This is a genomic window from Nocardioides lentus (genome assembly GCF_039529515.1).
Classification (GTDB): Bacteria; Actinomycetota; Actinomycetes; order Propionibacteriales; family Nocardioidaceae; genus Nocardioides; species Nocardioides lentus.
Genome location: NZ_BAAAMY010000004.1, coordinates 565543 through 582862, shown reverse-complemented (window position 1 = coordinate 582862; position 17320 = coordinate 565543). Strand labels below are relative to the sequence as shown.

Here is a 17320-nt window from a genome sequence, read left to right as displayed (position 1 = left end):
GTTCAGGCTACTCACGATCCGGCCGGTCCCCCGCACCCGCGCTCCCGGGCGGGGGGCCCACCAGGCCACGCGCCAGGCGCAGGGCCGCGGCGGGGTGGTCGGCCGCGAGGAGGCCGACGGCCGCGAGCCGGCTGTCGGAGTCGACGACGACCCGCGGGCGCTGCGGCAGCTGCCAGCCGCCCTCGGCGCCGGCCTCCCCGGTGCTGTCCGCCAGCACCCGGGTCTCGACGCCCGGGCGGCCGTGGCGGAACACCCCGCCGGAGGCCACGAGGACCCGGACCTCGCGCAGGTCGGTGCCGGAGCGCTCGACCACCCGGCCGTCGGGGCCGGTGAAGACCCGGGACCGGCCGGCGTGGCGGCGCAGCGCCAGGCCCGCCGCCGCGGCGGCGAGCCGCTCGTCGACGGCACGCTCGGACTCCCCGGCGGGGCCCTCGGCGGGCAGCAGGCCGGGCTCGGAGCGCCGCGCCGCGGCCGCGGCCACGAGACCGGCGTCGTCGGCCAGGCCGGCCGCGACCACGGTGTCCGGCGCCGACCAGCGCATCCCCAGGTCACCCTCCACGGTCCGGGTGAGGGGCGTGGGGGCGACGACCTCGCGGGACAGACCGCCGTTGGCCTCCCCGCCGCCGGTGCTGTCGGGGTCGATCTCGACGACGCTGTGGACGTCGGTGGTCGCGCCGCCGACGTCGACGACGACCAGGTCCCCGGCCCCCGCGTCCTCGGCGGTCCCGCGGGCCGCGAGCTCGACGCCCGTGAGGACGACGTCGGGGGTCGCGCCGCGGACCAGCGCGGTGAAGTCGGGCCGGCTCGACAGGCCCTTGCCGCCGATGACGTGGGCGAGGAACACCTCGCGCACCGCGGTGCGCGCGCCGGTCGGGGCGAGCACGCCGATGCGGGGCACGACGTTGTCGGCCGCCACGCAGGCGTGGCCGGCGGCGGTGAGCCCGGCGACGACCTCGTCGCGGACCTCGACGTTGCCGGCGACGACGACCGGCCCCTCCCAGGCGGCGCCGGCGACGAGCGCCGCCCCCTGGCGCAGCGCCGCGGGGTTGCCGCCGTCGGTCCCCCCGACGAGGAGGACCACGTCGGGGCGGGCGTCCGCCAGGTCCTCCCCGCGGGCGTCCTCGGAGAGCGCGAGCACCGCGACCACCTTGCCGCCGCTGGACAGCGCGACCCGGCGGCCCGCCTCGGCGGTCACCAGCGCCTCGTTGCCGACGACCGCGATCCTCAGCCCCCCGCCCGCCGACGAGCAGGCCCGGACCGCGCCGGAGCGCAGCGCCCGCGAGGTGCGTGGGTCCGCCGCGGCCAGCGCGTCGACGACGGCGTCGAAGCCGTCCATCACGTCGGTCCCGACCGTCGTCCGGCTGCTGGCCACCGCGGCCACGTCGCCGGTGGCGAGGTCGACCAGCAGGCCCTTGGTGAAGGTCGAGCCGAGGTCGACGCAGACGACGACCCCGGGCCCGCCCCCGGCGGGTCCCGCCTCAGCCGAGGGCACGGTCGAGGTCGGCGATCAGGTCGTCGGCGGTCTCGATGCCGACCGAGAGCCGGATCAGGTCCGCCGGCACCTCGAGGTCGGTGCCCGCGACCGAGGCGTGCGTCATGCGGCCCGGGTGCTCGATGAGCGACTCGATCCCCCCGAGGGACTCGGCGAGGGTGAACACCTCGGCGCGGGCGCAGGTGTCGAGCGCGGCCTGCTCGCCGCCGGCGTGGCGGAAGGAGACGATCCCGCCGAAGCGGCTCATCTGGCGCGCGGCGACCTCGTGGCCCGGGTGCGAGGGCAGCCCGGGGTAGATGACCTCCGCGACCCGGGGGTCGCCGGAGAGGAACTCCACCACCCGCTCCGCGTTGTCGCAGTGGCGCTCCATCCGCACGGCGAGGGTCTTCAGCCCGCGCAGCACCAGCCAGGAGTCGAAGGGGCCGGCGACCGCGCCGATCGCGTTCTGGTGGAACGCGATGCGCTCGGCGAGCCCGGCGTCGCGCACGACCAGGGCGCCCCCGACGACGTCGGAGTGGCCGCCGGCGTACTTGGTCGTCGAGTGCACGACGACGTCGGCGCCGAGGGTCAGCGGCTGCTGCAGGTACGGCGAGGCGAAGGTGTTGTCGACGACGAGCAGCGCGCCCGCGTCGTGGGCGACGGCGGCGAGGGCCTCGATGTCGCCGATCCCGAGGACGGGGTTGGTCGGGGTCTCGAGCCAGACCAGCCGGGTGCGGCCGGGCTCGATCGCGGCCGCGACGGCGTCGACGTCGGCGACCGCGACCGCGGTGTGGGCCAGCCCCCAGGCCCGCTCGACGGAGTCGAAGAGGCGGAACGTGCCGCCGTAGGCGTCGTCGGGCAGGACGACGTGGTCGCCCGGCGCGCAGGTCGCGCGCACGAGGGTGTCCTCGGCGGCCAGGCCGGAGGCGAACGCGAAGCCGCGCTCGCCCTGCTCCAGGGCGGCCATCGTGGTCTCGAGCGCCGTCCGGGTGGGGTTGGCGGAGCGGCTGTACTCGTAGCCGCCGCGCAGCCCGCCGACGCCGTCCTGGCGGTAGGTCGACGTCGCGAAGATCGGCGGGATCACCGAGCCCGTCGCCGCGTCGGGCTCCCACCCGGCGTGGATCGCACGGGTCTCGAAGCCGGCCTTGTCGTGCTGGGGTCCGCTCGCCTGCTCGTTCGCCTGTCCGGTCACCACGCGAGGCTATCGCCGCCCCGTCCGCGCGGCCGTACGGTGACCCCCGTGGCCGACTCCTCCGCCGTCCCGAACGCCTACCTCGACGTCCTCGCCGCCCAGACGGCGCGGCGCGCGGCGACCGCCCGGCCCCTCGACTCGGCGTACGCCGGGGCGCCGGAGGCGGCGCACGCCGCGCTGGCCGGTCACGTCGACGGGCTCGGCGACGACCTGGTCGCCCTGGCGACCGACCTGCACGACCACCCCGAGCTGGCCTTCGCGGAGGTCCGCTCGGCCGGCGCCGTGGCCGGTCTGCTGCGGCGCCACGGGCTGGCGGCCGAGGTGGGGGTCCACGGCCTGGCGACCGCGGTCCGCGCCGAGGTGGTCACGCCCGGCTTCGACCCCGCTCGCCACCGCACCGTCGCCGTCCTGGCCGAGTACGACGCCCTGCCGGGCCTGGGGCACGCGTGCGGCCACAACGTCATCGCCGCCACCGCGGTGGGCGCCGTGCTCGGTCTGCGGGCCACGCTGCCGGCCGCGGGGGTCGAGGGGCGGGTCGTCCTCCTCGGCTGCCCGGCGGAGGAGGGCCACACCGGCAAGGAGTACCTCGCGCGCGCCGGCGCCCTCGACGGGCTCGACGCCGCCGTCATGGTCCACCCCTACGGCGCGGACGTCGCGGACCAGGTCTGGCTGGGTCGTCGGGTGCTGAGCGCCACCTGGACCGGGGCCTCGGCGCACGCGTCGGCCAGCCCGTTCGCCGGCCGCAACGCGCTCGACGCGGCGTCCCTGGCCTACCAGGGCATCGGGCTGCTGCGGCAGCAGACGCCGCCGGTCGACCGGGTGCACGCCGTGATCGTCGACGGCGGCGACCGGGCCTCGGTGATCCCGTCGCGCGCCCGGATGGACCTCTACGTCCGCTCCCCCTTCCCCGAGACCCTCGCCGACCTGTCGCGCCGCGTCGACGACGTGCTGCACGGCGCCGCCCGCATGGCCGGGGTGGAGGTCGACGTCGCGTGGGACACCCACCCGCCGTCGCTGCCGGTGCGGGCCAACGGGCCGCTGACGGGCCGGTGGTCGGTGGCCCAGCAGCGGCGGGGCCGCTCGCCGTACCCGCCGGGGGTGGTCTCGGAGACGTTCGCGGCCTCCACCGACTTCGGCAACGTCAGCTACCGGCTGCCCGGCATCCACCCGCTGATCGGCATCGCCGACCTCGACGCCGCGCTGCACACCGTGGAGTTCGCCGCGGCCTCGCGCTCCCCCGCCGCCGCCCGGGCCGCCGTCGACGGCGCCTACGGCCTGGCCGCGGTCGCGCTGGACCTGCTCGCCGACGACGAGCTGGCCGCGGCCGTGCGCGAGGACTTCGAGGCCGCGGGCGGCGCCCTCGACGTGGCGGGGTTCTTCGGGTGAGCGGGCGGACGGCCGCGCACGGCTGGGGGGACCGGCTGCTGACGGGGGTCGAGCGGGCCGGCAACCGCCTGCCGCAGCCGTTCAACCTGTTCCTGATCCTGTTCGGCGTCCTGGCCGTGGTCTCGAGCGGGCTCGCGCTGGCCGACGTGACCGTCGAGGTGCCGGGCGCTGAGGAGCCGACCGCGGTCCGCGGCTTCTTCACCGGGGAGGGCCTGACGTGGTTCACCGCCAACCTCGGGCCCAACTTCATCAACTTCCCGCCGCTGGTCACGGTCGTGACGATCCTGCTGGCGATCGGGATCGCGGAGCGCAGCGGCTTCCTGGCGGCGGGCATCCGCTCGACGATGGGCGCGGCGCCCCGCTGGGCGCTGCCGTACGCGGTGGGGCTCCTCGGGGTCGGCGGCTCGGTGATGTCCGACTCGATCTTCATCGTGGTGCCCCCGCTGGCGGCGCTGGCCTTCGCCGCGGCCGGGCGTCACCCCGTCGCGGGACTGGTCGGTGGCTTCGCCGCGGCCGGGGCGGGCTACTCGACCAGCTTCGTGCCGACCTCGCTCGACGCCCTGTTCGCCGGGATCACCAACGCCGTCGTGCCCGCCGTGCCCGCGCTCGAGCGGGTCGCCGCGCCGGTGACCCCGCTGTCGAACTACTTCTTCAACCTCGTGTCCTCCGTGGTGCTGACGCTCGTCGCGGGCTTCGTCATCGACCGCGTCGTCGAGCCGCGGCTGGTCCGCCAGGGGGTGCCGACCGAGGAGCACCGCGACGCGGGCGACCTCGACGGCGACCACGACCACGAGCACGCCCGCTCCACGACCCTCGACGACGCCGAGCGGCGCGGCCTGCGGCGCGCGCTCCTGGCGCTGGGGGTGCTGACGGCGGTGGTCCTCGTGGCGGTCCTGGTGCCGGCCTCGCCGTGGCGCAACGCGGCGGGAGGGTTCCTGCCCGCCTCGCCGCTGCTCGACTCGATCGTCTTCGTGGTGTTCGCCTACTTCGCCCTCGGCGGCTACGTCTACGGCCGCGTCGCGGGGACCGTGGCGGGCTTCGGGGACGTGCCGCGCCTGATGGGCGACTCGATCCGCGACATGACGCCGTTCCTGGTGCTGGCGTTCGTGATGGGCCAGTTCATCGCGCTGTTCGACTGGTCCGGCGTGGGGTCGGCGCTGGCCGTGGCCGGGGCGGACGCGCTCGAGTCGGTCGGGCTGACCGGGCTGGTCGTGATCTTCGCCTTCGTGCTGCTGTGCTCGCTGCTGAACCTGTTCATCTTCTCGGGGTCCTCGATGTGGACCCTCATGGCGGCGGTGTTCGTGCCGCTGTTCGGGATCCTCGGCTACGAGCCCGCGTTCGTGCAGGCGGCGTTCCGGATCGGTGACTCCGCCACGCAGATCATCACCCCGCTGAACCCCTACATGCTGGTGCTGCTGACGTTCGTGCGCCGCTACGAGCCCGAGGCGGGTCTGGGCACCCTGATCGCGCGGATGCTGCCGTTCGTCGTGCCGTTCTGGGTCGCCTGGTCGCTGGTGCTGCTGGTCTTCGTCGGCCTCGACTGGCCGCTGGGTCCGGGCAACGGCACCTACCTCGACTCCCCCGTCGAGTAGGGATGCTTTCGCCCCCTCCGGGCGTTGTGCCGGGTGCAGGTCCCCCGACGTGAAGGAGTGAGCGCCGATGTTCGGTCTCGGCAACAAGAGCACGATGGTCGCCCCCGAGGACGCCCTGAAGGGCCAGGAGCGCGAGTGGGTCCACCTCGCGCCGAAGCACGCCGTCCTCGACGCCCCGATCCGCACCGACGAGGTGCCCGACGGCCACGAGGTCGCCATCTTCGGCCTCGGCTGCTTCTGGGGGGCGGAGGAGATCTACTGGGCGATCCCGGGCGTCTGGTCGACCTCGGTCGGCTACGCCGGTGGCTACACGCCGTACCCGTCATACCGCGAGGTCTGCACCGGCCGGACCGGCCACACCGAGGCCGTGCGCCTGGTCTTCGACCCGTCGGTCGTCTCCTACGCCGACCTCGTGAAGCGGTTCTTCGAGATCCACGACCCGACCCAGGGCATGCGGCAGGGCAACGACGTGGGCAGCCAGTACCGCTCGGCGATCTACTTCACGACGCCCGAGCAGGAGCGGGTCGCCCGCGAGCTGACCGCGGTCTACGACGAGGAGCTCACCCGTCAGCGCCTCGGTGACGTGACGACGGAGATCGCCCCGGCGGGCGAGTACTACTACGCCGAGGACGAGCACCAGCAGTACCTCGCGAAGAACCCGTTCGGCTACCGCTGCCACGCCAACACCGGCGTGCGCTTCCCGGCGACCGCCTGACGCCGGACCCCGACCGCCCGGACGGACCCGGTGCCCCTGCCTCAGCGGCGACGCGCGGCGAGCCCCACCAGCGTCGCGCCGAGGGCACCGGCGACGACCCGCACGAGCCTCGGGCGGCTCGGGGTCAGCGCCGTGGTCGCCACACCCCAGGTCGCGGCCGTCGTCGCCGCGGCACCGCCGGGCGGCTGGTCGCGCAGCAGCGCCCCCAGCGCCGCACCCGCCGTGGTCAGCGAGGCGACGTCCAGGGCGGTCGCACGGGTGCCGTCCTCGTGCGCGGAGTCACGACGGGCCTCGGCGCTGACGTTGATCGCGCTGGCCAGCGTCGTCCAGCCCAGCAGGAGGCCCGCCGTCCGGGAGGTCGTCCCGCGACCCGCACCCCCGCCGGCCAGCCGACGCACGGCGACCGCGGCGGACGTCGCGGCCGCGGTGAGGGCGACCGGCGTGACGCGGTGGCGACCCGTCTGCGCGAGCAGCGCCCACACCGCGTTGCCGGCGTACGCCGACGCGAGCGGCCACCGTGTCGCCTCGTCGTCCGGGCGGGGGTCACGGAGGCGCGCCACGGTGTCCGTCGCGGCCAGGGCGAAGATCGGGAACCAGATCCCGAAGGCGAAGCCCGGCGGCTGGAGGGGGCTCCGCGGCCCCTCGCCGTACCCCTCGCCCTCGCTCAGACGCTGCCCGACCGTGGGCATGAGGACGAAGGCGGCGCAGGATCCCGCGAGGGCGGCGTCGGCGAGGCGCATCCCGCCACGGTAGCCCGGCTCCCGCGGGAGGATCGGGCGTCGCGAAGCGTCGACGCGCTGCCGCAGACGCACCGAGCGCCCCGACCCGCGGGAGGTCGGGGCGCTCGGTCGTGGCCGGGACGCGGTCCTCAGGGCTCCAGGATCGCCCGGCCGCGGACGCGACCGTTGTCGAGGTCGGTGATGGCGGTCTGGAAGTCGTCGAGCGCGTACTTCTGGGTGTGGAGCGTCACCGCACCCCGCGCCGTCAGGGCCATCAGGTCGCACAGGTCGTTGTAGGACCCGACGAGGTTGCCGACGATGTTGATCTCGGTGGAGACGATGTCGATGGTCGGGATGTCGATGTTCTCGCCGTAGCCGACCACGTGGTAGTCGCCGGCCCGGCGGAGCATCTGCACGTTCTCCTTGGTCGCCCCGCCCTCGCCGACGAAGTCCACGAGCACCTCGCCGCCCAACCCACCGGTCAGCTCCAGCACCTGGTCGATGTGGGTGCCGTCGGAGACCACGCCGTGGTCGGCGCCGATGTCGAGCGCGAGCTTGAGCGCGTCGGGGTTGCGGTCGACCACGATCAGCTCGGCCGGGGTCAGGGCCCGCAGGACCTGGATCCCGATGTGGCCGAGCCCCCCGGCGCCGACGACGACGCACCTGTCGCGCGGGGTCAGCCGCTTCGCCGCCTTCGCCGCCGCGTGGTAGGCCGTGAGGCCGGCGTCGGCGAGGGCCGCGACGTCCGCGGGCTCGAGGGAGTCATCGAGCTTGACCACGGACCGGGCGGTCGTGAGCAGGTACTCGGCGTACCCGCCGTCGGAGTCGATGCCCGGGAAGCGGTTGCCCTCGCAGTGCACGTCGTCGCCCGAGCGGCACGCGCGGCACAGGCCGCAGGTGACGAGCGGGTGCAGGATCACCTTGTCGCCCTCGGCGACGTTGGTGACCCCGGAGCCGACGGCGTGCACCCAGCCCGCGTTCTCGTGACCGATCGTGTAGGGCAGCGTGACGCCGGACTTCTCCTCCCACTGCCCCTCGAGGATGTGGAGGTCGGTGCGGCACACGCCCGCCGCGCCGATCCTCACCACCACGTCCATCGGGCCGGAGACCTCCGGCACCGGGACCTCCTCCATCCGGAGGTCCTGGTGGTAGCCGACGACGCGGACGGCGCGCATGGTGCTCATCGGAGCTGCTCCTTGAGGGTGGTGAGGGGGAAGAAGGTCTCGGGCTCGCGGGGCGCCTGGTCGGCGTCGGAGCCCGGGTACCGGGTGGCCAGCAGGCCGCGGCAGAAGTGCGCGTTGCCGTCGATGGAGATGCGCGTCGAGCGGGCCCGGCGCAGGGCCATCGGCACCTGCTCCGGCGCGTACGTCGTGCCGTCGGCGTCGACCATGACCACGGCGTCGGGGCCCAGCGGCAGGCCGAGCGCCTCGCGACGACGCAGGAGCGCGCCCGTCGCGTGGTCGTCGGGCAGGTCGCCGAGCACGACGGTGCCGAGGTCGGCCTCCGCGAGGTCCTCGTCGGCGCGCAGCAGCGCCGTGAGGCACCGCTCCATCGCCGCCGTGTGGGCCTTGCGACGGAAGATCGCCCGCAGCTCCTCCAGGCTGTCCTCGGCCTCGTGGCCGAAGGTGCCCCGGTAGCCCGCGTCGGCCGCGAGGCCGGCGTTGATCCGGTCGGAGTCGTGGTGGTCGTCGAGCTCGACCACCACCCGGCCCGGGGCGTCGTACCCGGGCAGCGCGGTCAGGACGTCCTTGGCGTCGGAGACCATGAGGTAGGCGAAGCTCGGCGAGCAGAATGACGTCGGCAGGCGCAGGTGCACCTCGAGGGCGTCGTCGCGGACCTCCACCGACTGCACGAAGCCGAGGTCGGTGATCGGCTCGTCCAGCTCCGGGTCGAGGACGACGTCCAGCGCGGACATCACCTCGGCCCGGCTCGGGCGCGTGCCGGTCTCGGGGGTCAGGGTGCTGGTCACGTGCTCCTCCTCAGGCGGGCTGCAGGTCGGGGTCGACCGCGGCGGTGTCGCGGGGGCCCGTGTCGGTGGCGCCGTCCTCGGGCAGCCGGAGCTCCTCGGGCACGTGGATGTCGTACATCTTGGCGGCGTTGAGGCCGAGGATCTTCTTCTTCTGCGCCGTCGTGATCGGGGCGTACTCGCTCATGTCCTCGGGGATCTGGAAGTCGACGAAGCGCTCGACGAGCCACTTCGGGGTCCAGATCGCGTAGTCCGAGGAGAACTGGATGCGGTCCTCGCCGATCCAGTAGAGGAGCTCGCCCATGATCTGCGCGAAGTAGCGCGGGCGGGTGTGGATGAACGGCATCGCGACCGCGAGGCCACCGTGCACGTTGGGCTCCTGGGTGGCGATCCAGCAGAAGTCCTCGAGCCGCGGCAGGCCGACGTGCTCGACGATGAAGTTGAGGTCGGTGAAGTCGCTGGCGACGTGGTCGATGTCGGCGACGTCGAAGGCGTCGCGGTCCAGCGGGCGGATGGTGGGGCCCTTGTGGACGTGGATGTTGCGGATGCCGAGCTCGCGGCAGGCCTCGAAGTAGCGGTAGGCCCACGGGTCGTCGAGCTTCCAGCCGCGGGAGTCGCCGTGCCACTCGGCCGTGTAGAGCTTGACGCCCTTCAGGCCGTACTTCTCCGCGTCGGCGCGCAGCTGGTCGAGGCCGGCCTCGCCGTTGCGCGGGTCGAAGTTGTGGTTGTAGGTGAGCTTGTCGGGGTGCTTCGCCGCGAGCGCGGAGGCCTCCTGCGACTGCCCGAAGCCGGACTCGTAGAACTCGTGGAGGTACGCCGGCTGGAAGATCGCGTGGTCGACGTGGCCGTCGGTGAAGATGTCCTTCATCAGGCGCTCGCCGCCCTGGTAGAGGTACTCCTCGTAGGACCACACCTCGGACTCGGGCGAGAGGTTGCGGTGGTAGTCGTAGAAGCAGTCGATGAACTGCTTGCCGTGGATGTTCTTCTGGTTCTCCGGCCGCGCGTCCCACAGGGCGATGTGGGCGTCGACGATGAAGTACTTCTCGCCGTCCTTGGTGTACATGTGACCTCCAGGGGAAAACGCGCGTGACGGCTGTCACGCGGTGACGTGACGGACGCTACGTCTGCTCGAGGGCCGGTCGAGGTCTCGTGCTGTCTCACTCTGAGACGTAACCTCGGTCACAGCCGCGGGTCGGACCCCGCGGGCCCCTGGGGGACCGATGAGCCACGACCACCTCACCCGGCACACACCGGTGGACTGCTCCTGCGGCGAGGAGGTGCCCGCCCGGCTGCGCGCCTCCTGGCTCCGCAGCGAGGAGTACGGCGTCCCCGCCGACGAGGTGCAGCCCGTGTTCTCGGGGCGGGTCGAGGAGACCTCCCTGTTCCACCGCTGCGGCGCGGAGGTGCTCGCCGACCTGCACCGCACCCTGGGCGCGGAGCCGGTGAGCCTGATGCTCGTCGACGCCGACGGGGTCGTGCTCGACCGCCGCTCCGGGGACGACGCGCTCCTGCGCGAGCTCGACGCCGTCCACCTCGCCCCCGGGTTCTCCTACGCCGAGCGGGAGGCCGGCACCAACGGCCTCGGGCTGGCCCTGGCCGACCGCCTGCCGACGGTGGTGCGGGCGGAGGAGCACTACTCGCACAGCCTCGCGGCGTACACCTGTGCGGCGACGCCGGTGCAGGACCCGCGCACGGGGCACCTGCTCGGCGCGGTGAACCTGACGACGTGGTCGCGCGAGCGCAGCGACCTGCTGCTGGCCCTGTCGCAGTCCGCGGCGGCGACCACGTCGGCGCTGATGCTGGCGCGGGCGGGCAGCGAGCAGCAGCGGTCGGCGTCGCGCTCACCGCTGTTCCGGGTCACCGCGCCCCGCCTCGAGCCCGGTGCGGGCACGCTGGCCGACCTGGGCGGGACGTGGTCGGAGGTCTCCGCACGGGCGGTGACCGCGCTGCGCGAGGGGCGGATCGTCCTGGCCGTCGGCGAGCCGGGCGTGGGCCGGGCCACGCTCCTGGCCCAGGCCGAGCGCCAGCTGTTCCCGCGGGGTCGGATCCTGGCCGCGAGCGCCCCCGCCCCGGCCGACGCCGAGGCGTGGCTGGACCTGTGGAGCCCCGAGCTGGCGAAGCCGCACACCTCGATCGTGGTGTGCGGGGTCGACACGCTGCCGGTGTGGGCGGCCGAGCGGCTGCGCGACCTCGTGCTGGCGGCGCGGGCCACGGCCCGCTCCGACGGACGCCCCGGGGTCGCGCTGTCGATGACGGCGGAGCGCTTCGAGGACGTGCCGGCACCGCTGACCGGGCTCGTGGAGACGCTGCTGGAGCTGCCGCCGCTGCGGGAGCGGGCCGGTGACGTGCTGCCGCTGGCACGACACCACGCGCTGCGGGCGCGCGGCCGGGAGGTCGCCTTCTCCCCCGCCGCCGAGCGGGCGCTGGCCGACCACGGCTGGCCGGGCAACGTCACGGAGCTGGTGGCGGCGGTGCGCACCGCCGCGACCCGCACCGACCTCGTCGACGTGCGGCACCTGCCGACCTCGGTGCTCACGCCGAGCGGGCCGCGGCTCTCGCGGATCGAGTCCTTCGAGCGTGACGAGCTCGTGCGGGTCCTCTCGCGAGCCGGCACGTCGATGCAGGAGGCCGCCGACGAGCTCGGCATGTCGCGGGCGACGGTCTACCGGAAGGTCTCCCGCTACGGCATCCGGCTGCCGCACCGGTGAGCGGTGCCCGCTCGTCCGTACGCCGCCCGCGCGCCGGTCGGCGTACGGATAGGTGTCGCTGGGCACACTGGGGACATGGCTGACTCGCCGCGCGACCTCTCACGCAAGGCTGCGGCCCGCACGGCGCGGCTCGCCGCCCTGCCCGCCGCCTACGCGGGGCGTCGGGCCGTGGGGTTCGGCAAGCGCCTCGGGGGCCGCCCGGCCGAGGCGGTGATGAGCGAGGTGCAGCAGCGCACCGCGGAGCAGGTCTTCCGCACGCTCGGCACCCTCAAGGGCGGGGCGATGAAGATGGGCCAGATGCTGTCGGTCCTCGAGGCCGCGCTGCCCGAGGACGCGGCCGCGCCGTACCGCGACGAGCTGACCAAGCTGCAGGACGCCGCTCCCCCGATGGCGACGCGGACCGTCCGGGAGATCCTCGCCCGCGAGCTCGGCGCCGACTGGCAGGACCGGCTGGTGCGGCTCGACGGCGCGCCCGCCGCGGCCGCGTCGATCGGACAGGTGCACCGCGGGACCTGGCACGACGGCCGCGAGGTGGCGGTGAAGGTGCAGTACCCGGACGCCGCGACCAACCTCCGCGCGGACCTGAAGGCGCTGGCCCGGCTGGCGAAGAGCGTCGGGCCCCTGTTCCCCGGCATGGAGCTCGGGCCGCTCGTCGCCGAGCTGCAGGAGCGCTCGACCGACGAGCTGGACTACGCCCTGGAGGCCGAGGCCCAGCGGGTGTTCGCCGAGGAGTTCCGCGACGACGAGGACATCGTGGTCCCCGACGTGGTCGAGGTCGGGGAGACGGTGCTGGTCACCGAGTGGATGGACTCCGCGCACTCCCTGGCGAGGACGATCGCCGAGGGCACCCAGGACGAGCGGGACCACTACGGGGAGCTGTTCAGCCGCTTCCTGTTCTCCGGTCCCTCCCGCACCGGGATGCTGCACGCCGACCCGCACCCCGGCAACTACCGGGTGATCCCCGCCGCCGACGGGGGTCCCGGTCGCCTGGGCGTCCTCGACTACGGCGCCGTGGCGCGGCTGCCGGAGGCGGGGCTGCCCCGCGCGATGGGCTCGCTGATCCGCATCGGCGGGCAGAACGACGAGGTCGGGCTCCTCGAGGGCCTGCGGCGCGAGGGCTTCGTTCGCGACGGCGTGACGATCGACCCCGCGCTCGTGCTCGACTACCTGAGCCCGTTCATCGTGCCCACGCAGGTGGAGCGCTTCCGCTTCAGCCGAGCCTGGATGCGCGAGGTGTTCCAGCGCATCAACGACCCGCGCAACCCGGCGTTCAACGTGGCGCTGAAGCTGAACCTGCCGCCGTCGTACCTGCTGATCCACCGCACGTGGCTCGGCGGCATCGGCGTGCTGTGCCAGCTGGAGGCGGAGGCGCCGTTCCACGCGATCCTGGCGGAGTGGCTGCCCGGCTTCGCCGACGCGGAGGACTGAGGGGCCGGCTCAGACGGGCGTGCAGTCGTGGCCGCAGTCCGTGCCGCCCGTCGTACCGCCCGTCGTGCCGCCGTCGGCGTGCCGGGCGGGACGGTGCAGCACGGCCGTCGTCGGCGTGATCAGCGCCCGACCGTCGGGGCCGTCGACGACCTCGGCGGTGCCGTCGACGAGCAGCGTGAAGCCCCGCGGCTGCGCCGGGGGCAGGATCAGCGTGACCGCGGGCCGGTCGGCGATGTTGGCGGTCGAGCCCTTCCCGGGGCCGTCGACGACGACCACGCCGTCCTCGACGCGCGGCTCGACGGTCACGGCCTTGACGCGACCGTCGGCACCGACGGTCACGAGGTAGCCGGGCGGGTGCTCGGCGATCGCGTCGGCGAGGTCGTCGAGGGGCACCGGCTTGCTCATGGCCTCACGGTACGTCGGGGGCCACGGCGGCCGCGACGGCGCGGCGCAGCAGGTCGCGTCGTGCCGCGTGGACGGCCTCCGGCTCGTCGGCCGTCGCCGCCCAGACCCCGCTGACGGGCGACCACGCCACGGACATCGCGATCACGAGGGCCATGACGTCGAAGGGGTCCCCCGCCCGCACCCGGCCCTGCTCCTGGGCGGCCGCGATGGCGGCGATCTTGCCGGCGTCGAGACGCTCCTGGTCGTCGACCAGGAGGCCGTGGGGACGACGCTCGAGGCGGTGCCAGGTCGCGAGCCGGATCAGGTCCGGGCGGCGCAGGTAGTCGTCGTACAGGCGCACGGCCCAGTCCGCGAGGTCGTCGGCGTCGATGGGGGCGTCGTCGAGGATCCGGTGCAGGGACTCGAAGAACACGGCGTCGAAGAGCTGGTCCTTGCCCCCGACGTAGGCGTAGATCTGGGCCTTGTTGCTGCTGGCCTGCTCCGCGATCCGGTCCACCCGCGCACCGGCGAGGCCGTGCGCCGCGAACTCCGCCAGGGCCGCGTCGAGGATGCGCCGGCGGGTCGCCGCGCCCTTCGGGGTGGCCGGCACGTGCTCGCTCATGGGCGCATCATAACCAACTGTTCAGTTGCTTCTGACGCGTCGGCGGGCTACGGTCGACAGAACAAACCAACCAGTCTGTTAGGAGCGCGACATGCGCAGCACCACCGCCCTGCTCGCCGGCGCCCCGGGCGCCGCCCTGTCCCCCACCACGATCGAGCGCCGCGACCTGCGGCCCGACGACGTCGCCGTCCGCGTGACGCACTGCGGGGTCTGCTTCACCGACCTGCACCACCTCCGCAGCACCGACCCGGGCGTGTTCCCGCTGGTGCCCGGGCACGAGTTCGTCGGCGAGGTCGCCGCGGTCGGCGCCGCCGTCACGCGGTTCGCGGTCGGCGACCCGGTCGCGGTCGGCAACATCGTCGGCTCCTGCGGGGCCTGCCGGTGGTGCCGCGAGGGCCAGGAGAACTGGTGCGAGCGGTTCGTCCTCACCTACGGCGGGCCGGACCACGAGGGCGGGCGGACGCTGGGCGGCTACAGCGGCGAGTACGTCGTCCGCGAGCGCTTCACGCACCACCGCCCCGCCCACCTCGACCCCGCCGGCGTCGCGCCCCTGCTGTGCGCCGGGATCACCGTGTGGGAGCCGCTGCGCACCGCCGGCGTCGGCCCCGGGTCCCGTGTCGGCGTGGTCGGGATCGGCGGCCTGGGGCACCTCGCCGTACGCCTGGCCGCGGCGCTGGGCGCCGAGGTCACCGCCTTCACCACCTCCGAGCGCAAGGTCGCCGACGCCGAGCGGCTCGGCGCGAGCCGGGTCGTCGTCTCCTCGGACGCCGCGGCGATGGCGGCCGTGGGTGACAGCCTCGACCTCGTCGTCGACACCGTGGCGGTGGACCACGACCTCGCGCCGTACCTCGCCGCACTCGACGTCGAGGGCGTGCTGTACCCGGTGGGCTACCTCGGGCCGCTCCAGGTCGACAGCATGTCGCTGCTGCGCGGGCGCAAGCGGGTGAGCTCGTCGGGCAGCGGCGGGGTCGACCGGACCGCCGAGCTGCTCCAGTTCTGCGGTGAGCACGGCGTCGTCGCCGACGTGGAGGTCCTGCCCGCCCGCGACGTCGCGACCGCCCTCGACCGCCTGGCCCGCAACGACGTGCGCTACCGGTTCGTCCTGGACACCGCCGACCTCTGAGCGGCACCCGCCCGGGTGCGGTCGAGGATGCGGTCCAGGGCGGCGTCGAGGGTGTCGTGTCCTGCGGTGGTGCCGAGCAGGGTGTCGGCTTCGCCGGGGCTGACGGTGTGGCCGGCGATGGTCGTGGCGCGGTGGGCGGTACAGGACAGGGGTTGGGAGTCGGTCATGGTCTGACCCGATTGATCCACACCCGAGCCGGCATCGTCGTCGGCTTGCGGTGGGGCCGGGACGGTCGCCGGGTCTCGGGGCTCGGCCGTGGACGGCCTCGCAGCTCGACCACCCCTCCCGGCGCGAGCTCGCGCCGGCTCGGAGCTCGCCCTGCTGAGCCACTCTCCCGGGCTGCACGAGGCGCGGGGACGGGTCAGGGGTGGGGGTCGGGGGCGTCGACCCAGCGCTCGCCGGACTCGGCGAGCGTGCCCGTTCCCGAGGTCAGGGAGGCGACGAGGGCGCGGGTCGGGCCCACCGCGTCCGGGCGTACGCCGAGGCGCAGGGTCACGACCGAGGTCCAGGCCACGTCGAGCACGCCGACGCCGGCGTCGCGCAGCGCGGCCTCGACCCGTCCCGCGTCGGCGTGGGGCAGCTCCAGGCCCAGCACGTGCAGCAGACGACGGCGGCGCGTGCCCGCGGCGTCGAGGCCGGCGCGCGCCGCGTCGCCGTAGGCACGGACCAGGCCACCGGCGCCGAGCAGGGTGCCGCCGAACCAGCGGGTGACGACCACGACCACGTCCGAGGTCCCCGAGCCGCGGACCACCTCCAGGATCGGCGCCCCGGCCGTGCCGGCGGGCTCGCCGTCGTCGTGGCTGCGCTCGAGGGCACCCTCGGGCCCCAGCACCCACGCCGAGCAGTGGTGCCGCGCGTCGTGGTGGGTGCGCCGGAGGTCGTCGACGACGGCGCGGGCGGCGTTCTCGCCCTCGACCCTCGCGACCGTGGCGATGAAGCGGGACCGGCTGACCTCGGTCTCCGCGGTCGCCCGGCGGGCCGGGACGAGGTAGGAGTCCCTCACGCCACGCCCAGGGCCCGCAGGCCGGCGGTCACCAGCACCGCCGCCACGACCGCGGCCACGAGCGGGGCACGCACCAGCAGCAGGACGCCACCGGTCGCCACCCCCGCGGCCGTCGCGCCGATCCGGATCGCCTGCCCGTCGGCGAGGGCCGTGGTCACGACGAGCGCGGCCAGCAGCGCCGAGGGCAGCAGCACGATCACCCCCACCAGCCGCGGCGGCAGCTGCCGCGAGCCGAGCACCAGCGGACCCGCGCCCTTGATCAGCGCGGTCAGCACGGCGACCGCCACGATCACCAGCCACACACCGGCCTCGCTCATCGCGCACCCCCGCCCCGGCGCCGCAGGCCCACCAGCGCCACCGCCGACGCGGCCAGGACCGGGACCCCGGGGGGCGTCAGCGGCACCAGCGCGAGCGCGACGACCCCGCCGGCGAGCGCGATCACCCGCGAGCCGTTGCCGCGCAGCTCGCCGATCAGCAGCGAGAGGAAGAAGACGGGGAACACCGCGTCCAGGCCGAGCGCGTCCACGTCGCCGATCAGGCCGCCGCCGTACGCACCGAGGGCGGTCCCACCCACCCAGGCGACGTACTGCGGGGCCGAGGACCCGAAGAGCAGCCAGCGGTCGAACGTGCCGTCGCCGTTGTTGGCCATGGCCCACGACGTGTCCACGACCGCCTGGCCCTGGGCCGCCCTGCGCAGGCGCCCGCCGGTCAGCGACGGCGCGAGCGCCAGGCCCATGGCGAGGAAGCGCGAGTTCATCAGCCCGGACGCCAGCACGGCCGGCAGCAGCCCGCCGCCGCTCCCGATGACGGTCACCGCGGCGATCTGGCCCGACGCGGCGTACACCAGCGCCGACATCACGAGGGCCTGCAGCGGCGTCAGTCCCATGTCGACGCCGATCGTGCCGAAGGTGATCGCGACGAGCCCGATCACCAGACTGATCGGCACCCCGAGCCGCAGGCCGCGGCGGAGGGAGTCGCGGTCGCCGGGCACGGTGTCATCCTTCCCGACGC

17 protein-coding genes are annotated in these 17320 nt (G+C 74.8%); 6 read left to right on the top strand and 11 right to left on the bottom strand.

Annotated features, from left to right (window positions below):
• Positions 1–7 precede the first annotated feature (7 nt).
• Together ABD158_RS09520 and ABD158_RS09515 are read right to left on the bottom strand one after the other, a co-directional pair.
• On the bottom strand, positions 8–1492 hold the full coding sequence (locus ABD158_RS09520; RefSeq protein ID WP_344006475.1) for a glutamate mutase L: 1485 nt from the start codon (positions 1490–1492) through the stop codon (positions 8–10).
• On the bottom strand, positions 1479–2663 hold the full coding sequence (locus ABD158_RS09515) for a cystathionine gamma-synthase (RefSeq protein WP_344006473.1): 1185 nt from the start codon (positions 2661–2663) through the stop codon (positions 1479–1481). Before ABD158_RS09515 ends, ABD158_RS09520 begins: the two co-directional genes overlap by 14 nt.
• Positions 2664–2711: 48 nt before the next feature.
• Here ABD158_RS09515 and ABD158_RS09510 point away from each other — a divergent pair, with 48 nt between their 5' ends.
• From ABD158_RS09510 to msrA, 3 genes are all read left to right on the top strand, one after another.
• Entirely contained in the window at positions 2712–4049 is a 1338-nt protein-coding gene (locus ABD158_RS09510) for an amidohydrolase (protein ID WP_344006472.1), read from the top strand.
• Complete coding sequence (locus ABD158_RS09505) at positions 4046–5641, top strand: AbgT family transporter (RefSeq protein WP_344006470.1); 1596 nt, start codon at positions 4046–4048, stop codon at positions 5639–5641. Before ABD158_RS09510 ends, ABD158_RS09505 begins: the two co-directional genes overlap by 4 nt.
• A gap of 67 nt (positions 5642–5708) precedes the next feature.
• Positions 5709–6356: a peptide-methionine (S)-S-oxide reductase MsrA gene (gene msrA / locus ABD158_RS09500; RefSeq protein WP_344006468.1), complete on the top strand. Its 648-nt coding sequence runs from the start codon at positions 5709–5711 to the stop codon at positions 6354–6356.
• Positions 6357–6397: 41 nt separating this feature from the next.
• Here the strand turns inward: msrA and ABD158_RS09495 are convergent, their stop codons facing one another.
• From ABD158_RS09495 to ABD158_RS09480, 4 genes are all read right to left on the bottom strand, one after another.
• Positions 6398–7096: a hypothetical protein gene (locus tag ABD158_RS09495; RefSeq protein ID WP_344006466.1), complete on the bottom strand. Its 699-nt coding sequence runs from the start codon at positions 7094–7096 to the stop codon at positions 6398–6400.
• 128 nt (positions 7097–7224) lie between these two features.
• The gene (locus ABD158_RS09490) at positions 7225–8259 is read right to left on the bottom strand and encodes an NAD(P)-dependent alcohol dehydrogenase (protein ID WP_344006464.1); all 1035 of its coding nucleotides are present in this window, start codon (positions 8257–8259) and stop codon (positions 7225–7227) included.
• On the bottom strand, positions 8256–9044 hold the full coding sequence (locus ABD158_RS09485; protein ID WP_344006461.1) for an iron-sulfur cluster assembly protein: 789 nt from the start codon (positions 9042–9044) through the stop codon (positions 8256–8258). Before ABD158_RS09485 ends, ABD158_RS09490 begins: the two co-directional genes overlap by 4 nt.
• Positions 9045–9054: 10 nt before the next feature.
• Positions 9055–10104: an amidohydrolase family protein gene (locus ABD158_RS09480; protein ID WP_344006459.1), complete on the bottom strand. Its 1050-nt coding sequence runs from the start codon at positions 10102–10104 to the stop codon at positions 9055–9057.
• Between the two features lie 157 nt (positions 10105–10261).
• Here ABD158_RS09480 and ABD158_RS09475 point away from each other — a divergent pair, with 157 nt between their 5' ends.
• Positions 10262–11749 carry a GAF domain-containing protein gene (locus ABD158_RS09475; RefSeq protein WP_344006457.1) on the top strand — a complete coding sequence of 496 codons (1488 nt, stop codon included), beginning with the start codon at positions 10262–10264 and terminating at the stop codon, positions 11747–11749.
• A gap of 75 nt (positions 11750–11824) precedes the next feature.
• Entirely contained in the window at positions 11825–13177 is a 1353-nt protein-coding gene (locus ABD158_RS09470) for an ABC1 kinase family protein (RefSeq protein ID WP_344006455.1), read from the top strand.
• 9 nt (positions 13178–13186) lie between these two features.
• On the opposite strand, the gene ABD158_RS09465 is transcribed toward ABD158_RS09470, so the two are convergent.
• Both ABD158_RS09465 and ABD158_RS09460 read right to left on the bottom strand, forming a co-directional pair.
• Positions 13187–13582 carry a pyridoxamine 5'-phosphate oxidase family protein gene (locus ABD158_RS09465; protein ID WP_344006453.1) on the bottom strand — a complete coding sequence of 132 codons (396 nt, stop codon included), beginning with the start codon at positions 13580–13582 and terminating at the stop codon, positions 13187–13189.
• 4 nt (positions 13583–13586) lie between these two features.
• Positions 13587–14183: a TetR/AcrR family transcriptional regulator gene (locus ABD158_RS09460; RefSeq protein WP_344006451.1), complete on the bottom strand. Its 597-nt coding sequence runs from the start codon at positions 14181–14183 to the stop codon at positions 13587–13589.
• A 91-nt stretch (positions 14184–14274) separates the two neighbouring features.
• Here ABD158_RS09460 and ABD158_RS09455 point away from each other — a divergent pair, with 91 nt between their 5' ends.
• Entirely contained in the window at positions 14275–15306 is a 1032-nt protein-coding gene (locus ABD158_RS09455) for an NAD(P)-dependent alcohol dehydrogenase (protein WP_344006448.1), read from the top strand.
• A 361-nt stretch (positions 15307–15667) separates the two neighbouring features.
• Here the strand turns inward: ABD158_RS09455 and ABD158_RS09450 are convergent, their stop codons facing one another.
• From ABD158_RS09450 to ABD158_RS09440, 3 genes are read right to left on the bottom strand one after another with little or no spacing between them, the layout of a single operon-like run.
• Entirely contained in the window at positions 15668–16309 is a 642-nt protein-coding gene (locus ABD158_RS09450) for an IMPACT family protein (RefSeq protein WP_344006446.1), read from the bottom strand.
• Positions 16306–16626 carry an AzlD domain-containing protein gene (locus ABD158_RS09445; protein ID WP_344006444.1) on the bottom strand — a complete coding sequence of 107 codons (321 nt, stop codon included), beginning with the start codon at positions 16624–16626 and terminating at the stop codon, positions 16306–16308. Before ABD158_RS09445 ends, ABD158_RS09450 begins: the two co-directional genes overlap by 4 nt.
• Positions 16623–17300 carry an AzlC family ABC transporter permease gene (locus ABD158_RS09440; protein ID WP_344006442.1) on the bottom strand — a complete coding sequence of 226 codons (678 nt, stop codon included), beginning with the start codon at positions 17298–17300 and terminating at the stop codon, positions 16623–16625. Before ABD158_RS09440 ends, ABD158_RS09445 begins: the two co-directional genes overlap by 4 nt.
• Between the last annotated feature and the right edge of the window lie 20 nt (positions 17301–17320).

Excerpts from the sequence above, each read along its gene's own strand:
- ABD158_RS09480 (WP_344006459.1), bottom strand. The coding sequence starts at position 10,104 with ATGTACACCAAGGACGGCGAGAAGTACTTCATCGTCGACGCCCACATC.
- ABD158_RS09495 (WP_344006466.1), bottom strand. The coding sequence starts at position 7,096 with ATGCGCCTCGCCGACGCCGCCCTCGCGGGATCCTGCGCCGCCTTCGTC.
- ABD158_RS09455 (WP_344006448.1), top strand. The coding sequence starts at position 14,275 with ATGCGCAGCACCACCGCCCTGCTCGCCGGCGCCCCGGGCGCCGCCCTG.
- ABD158_RS09490 (WP_344006464.1), bottom strand. The coding sequence starts at position 8,259 with ATGAGCACCATGCGCGCCGTCCGCGTCGTCGGCTACCACCAGGACCTC.
- ABD158_RS09475 (WP_344006457.1), top strand. The coding sequence starts at position 10,262 with ATGAGCCACGACCACCTCACCCGGCACACACCGGTGGACTGCTCCTGC.
- ABD158_RS09445 (WP_344006444.1), bottom strand. The coding sequence starts at position 16,626 with ATGAGCGAGGCCGGTGTGTGGCTGGTGATCGTGGCGGTCGCCGTGCTG.
- msrA (WP_344006468.1), top strand. The coding sequence starts at position 5,709 with ATGTTCGGTCTCGGCAACAAGAGCACGATGGTCGCCCCCGAGGACGCC.
- ABD158_RS09470 (WP_344006455.1), top strand. The coding sequence starts at position 11,825 with ATGGCTGACTCGCCGCGCGACCTCTCACGCAAGGCTGCGGCCCGCACG.
- ABD158_RS09465 (WP_344006453.1), bottom strand. The coding sequence starts at position 13,582 with ATGAGCAAGCCGGTGCCCCTCGACGACCTCGCCGACGCGATCGCCGAG.
- ABD158_RS09460 (WP_344006451.1), bottom strand. The coding sequence starts at position 14,183 with ATGAGCGAGCACGTGCCGGCCACCCCGAAGGGCGCGGCGACCCGCCGG.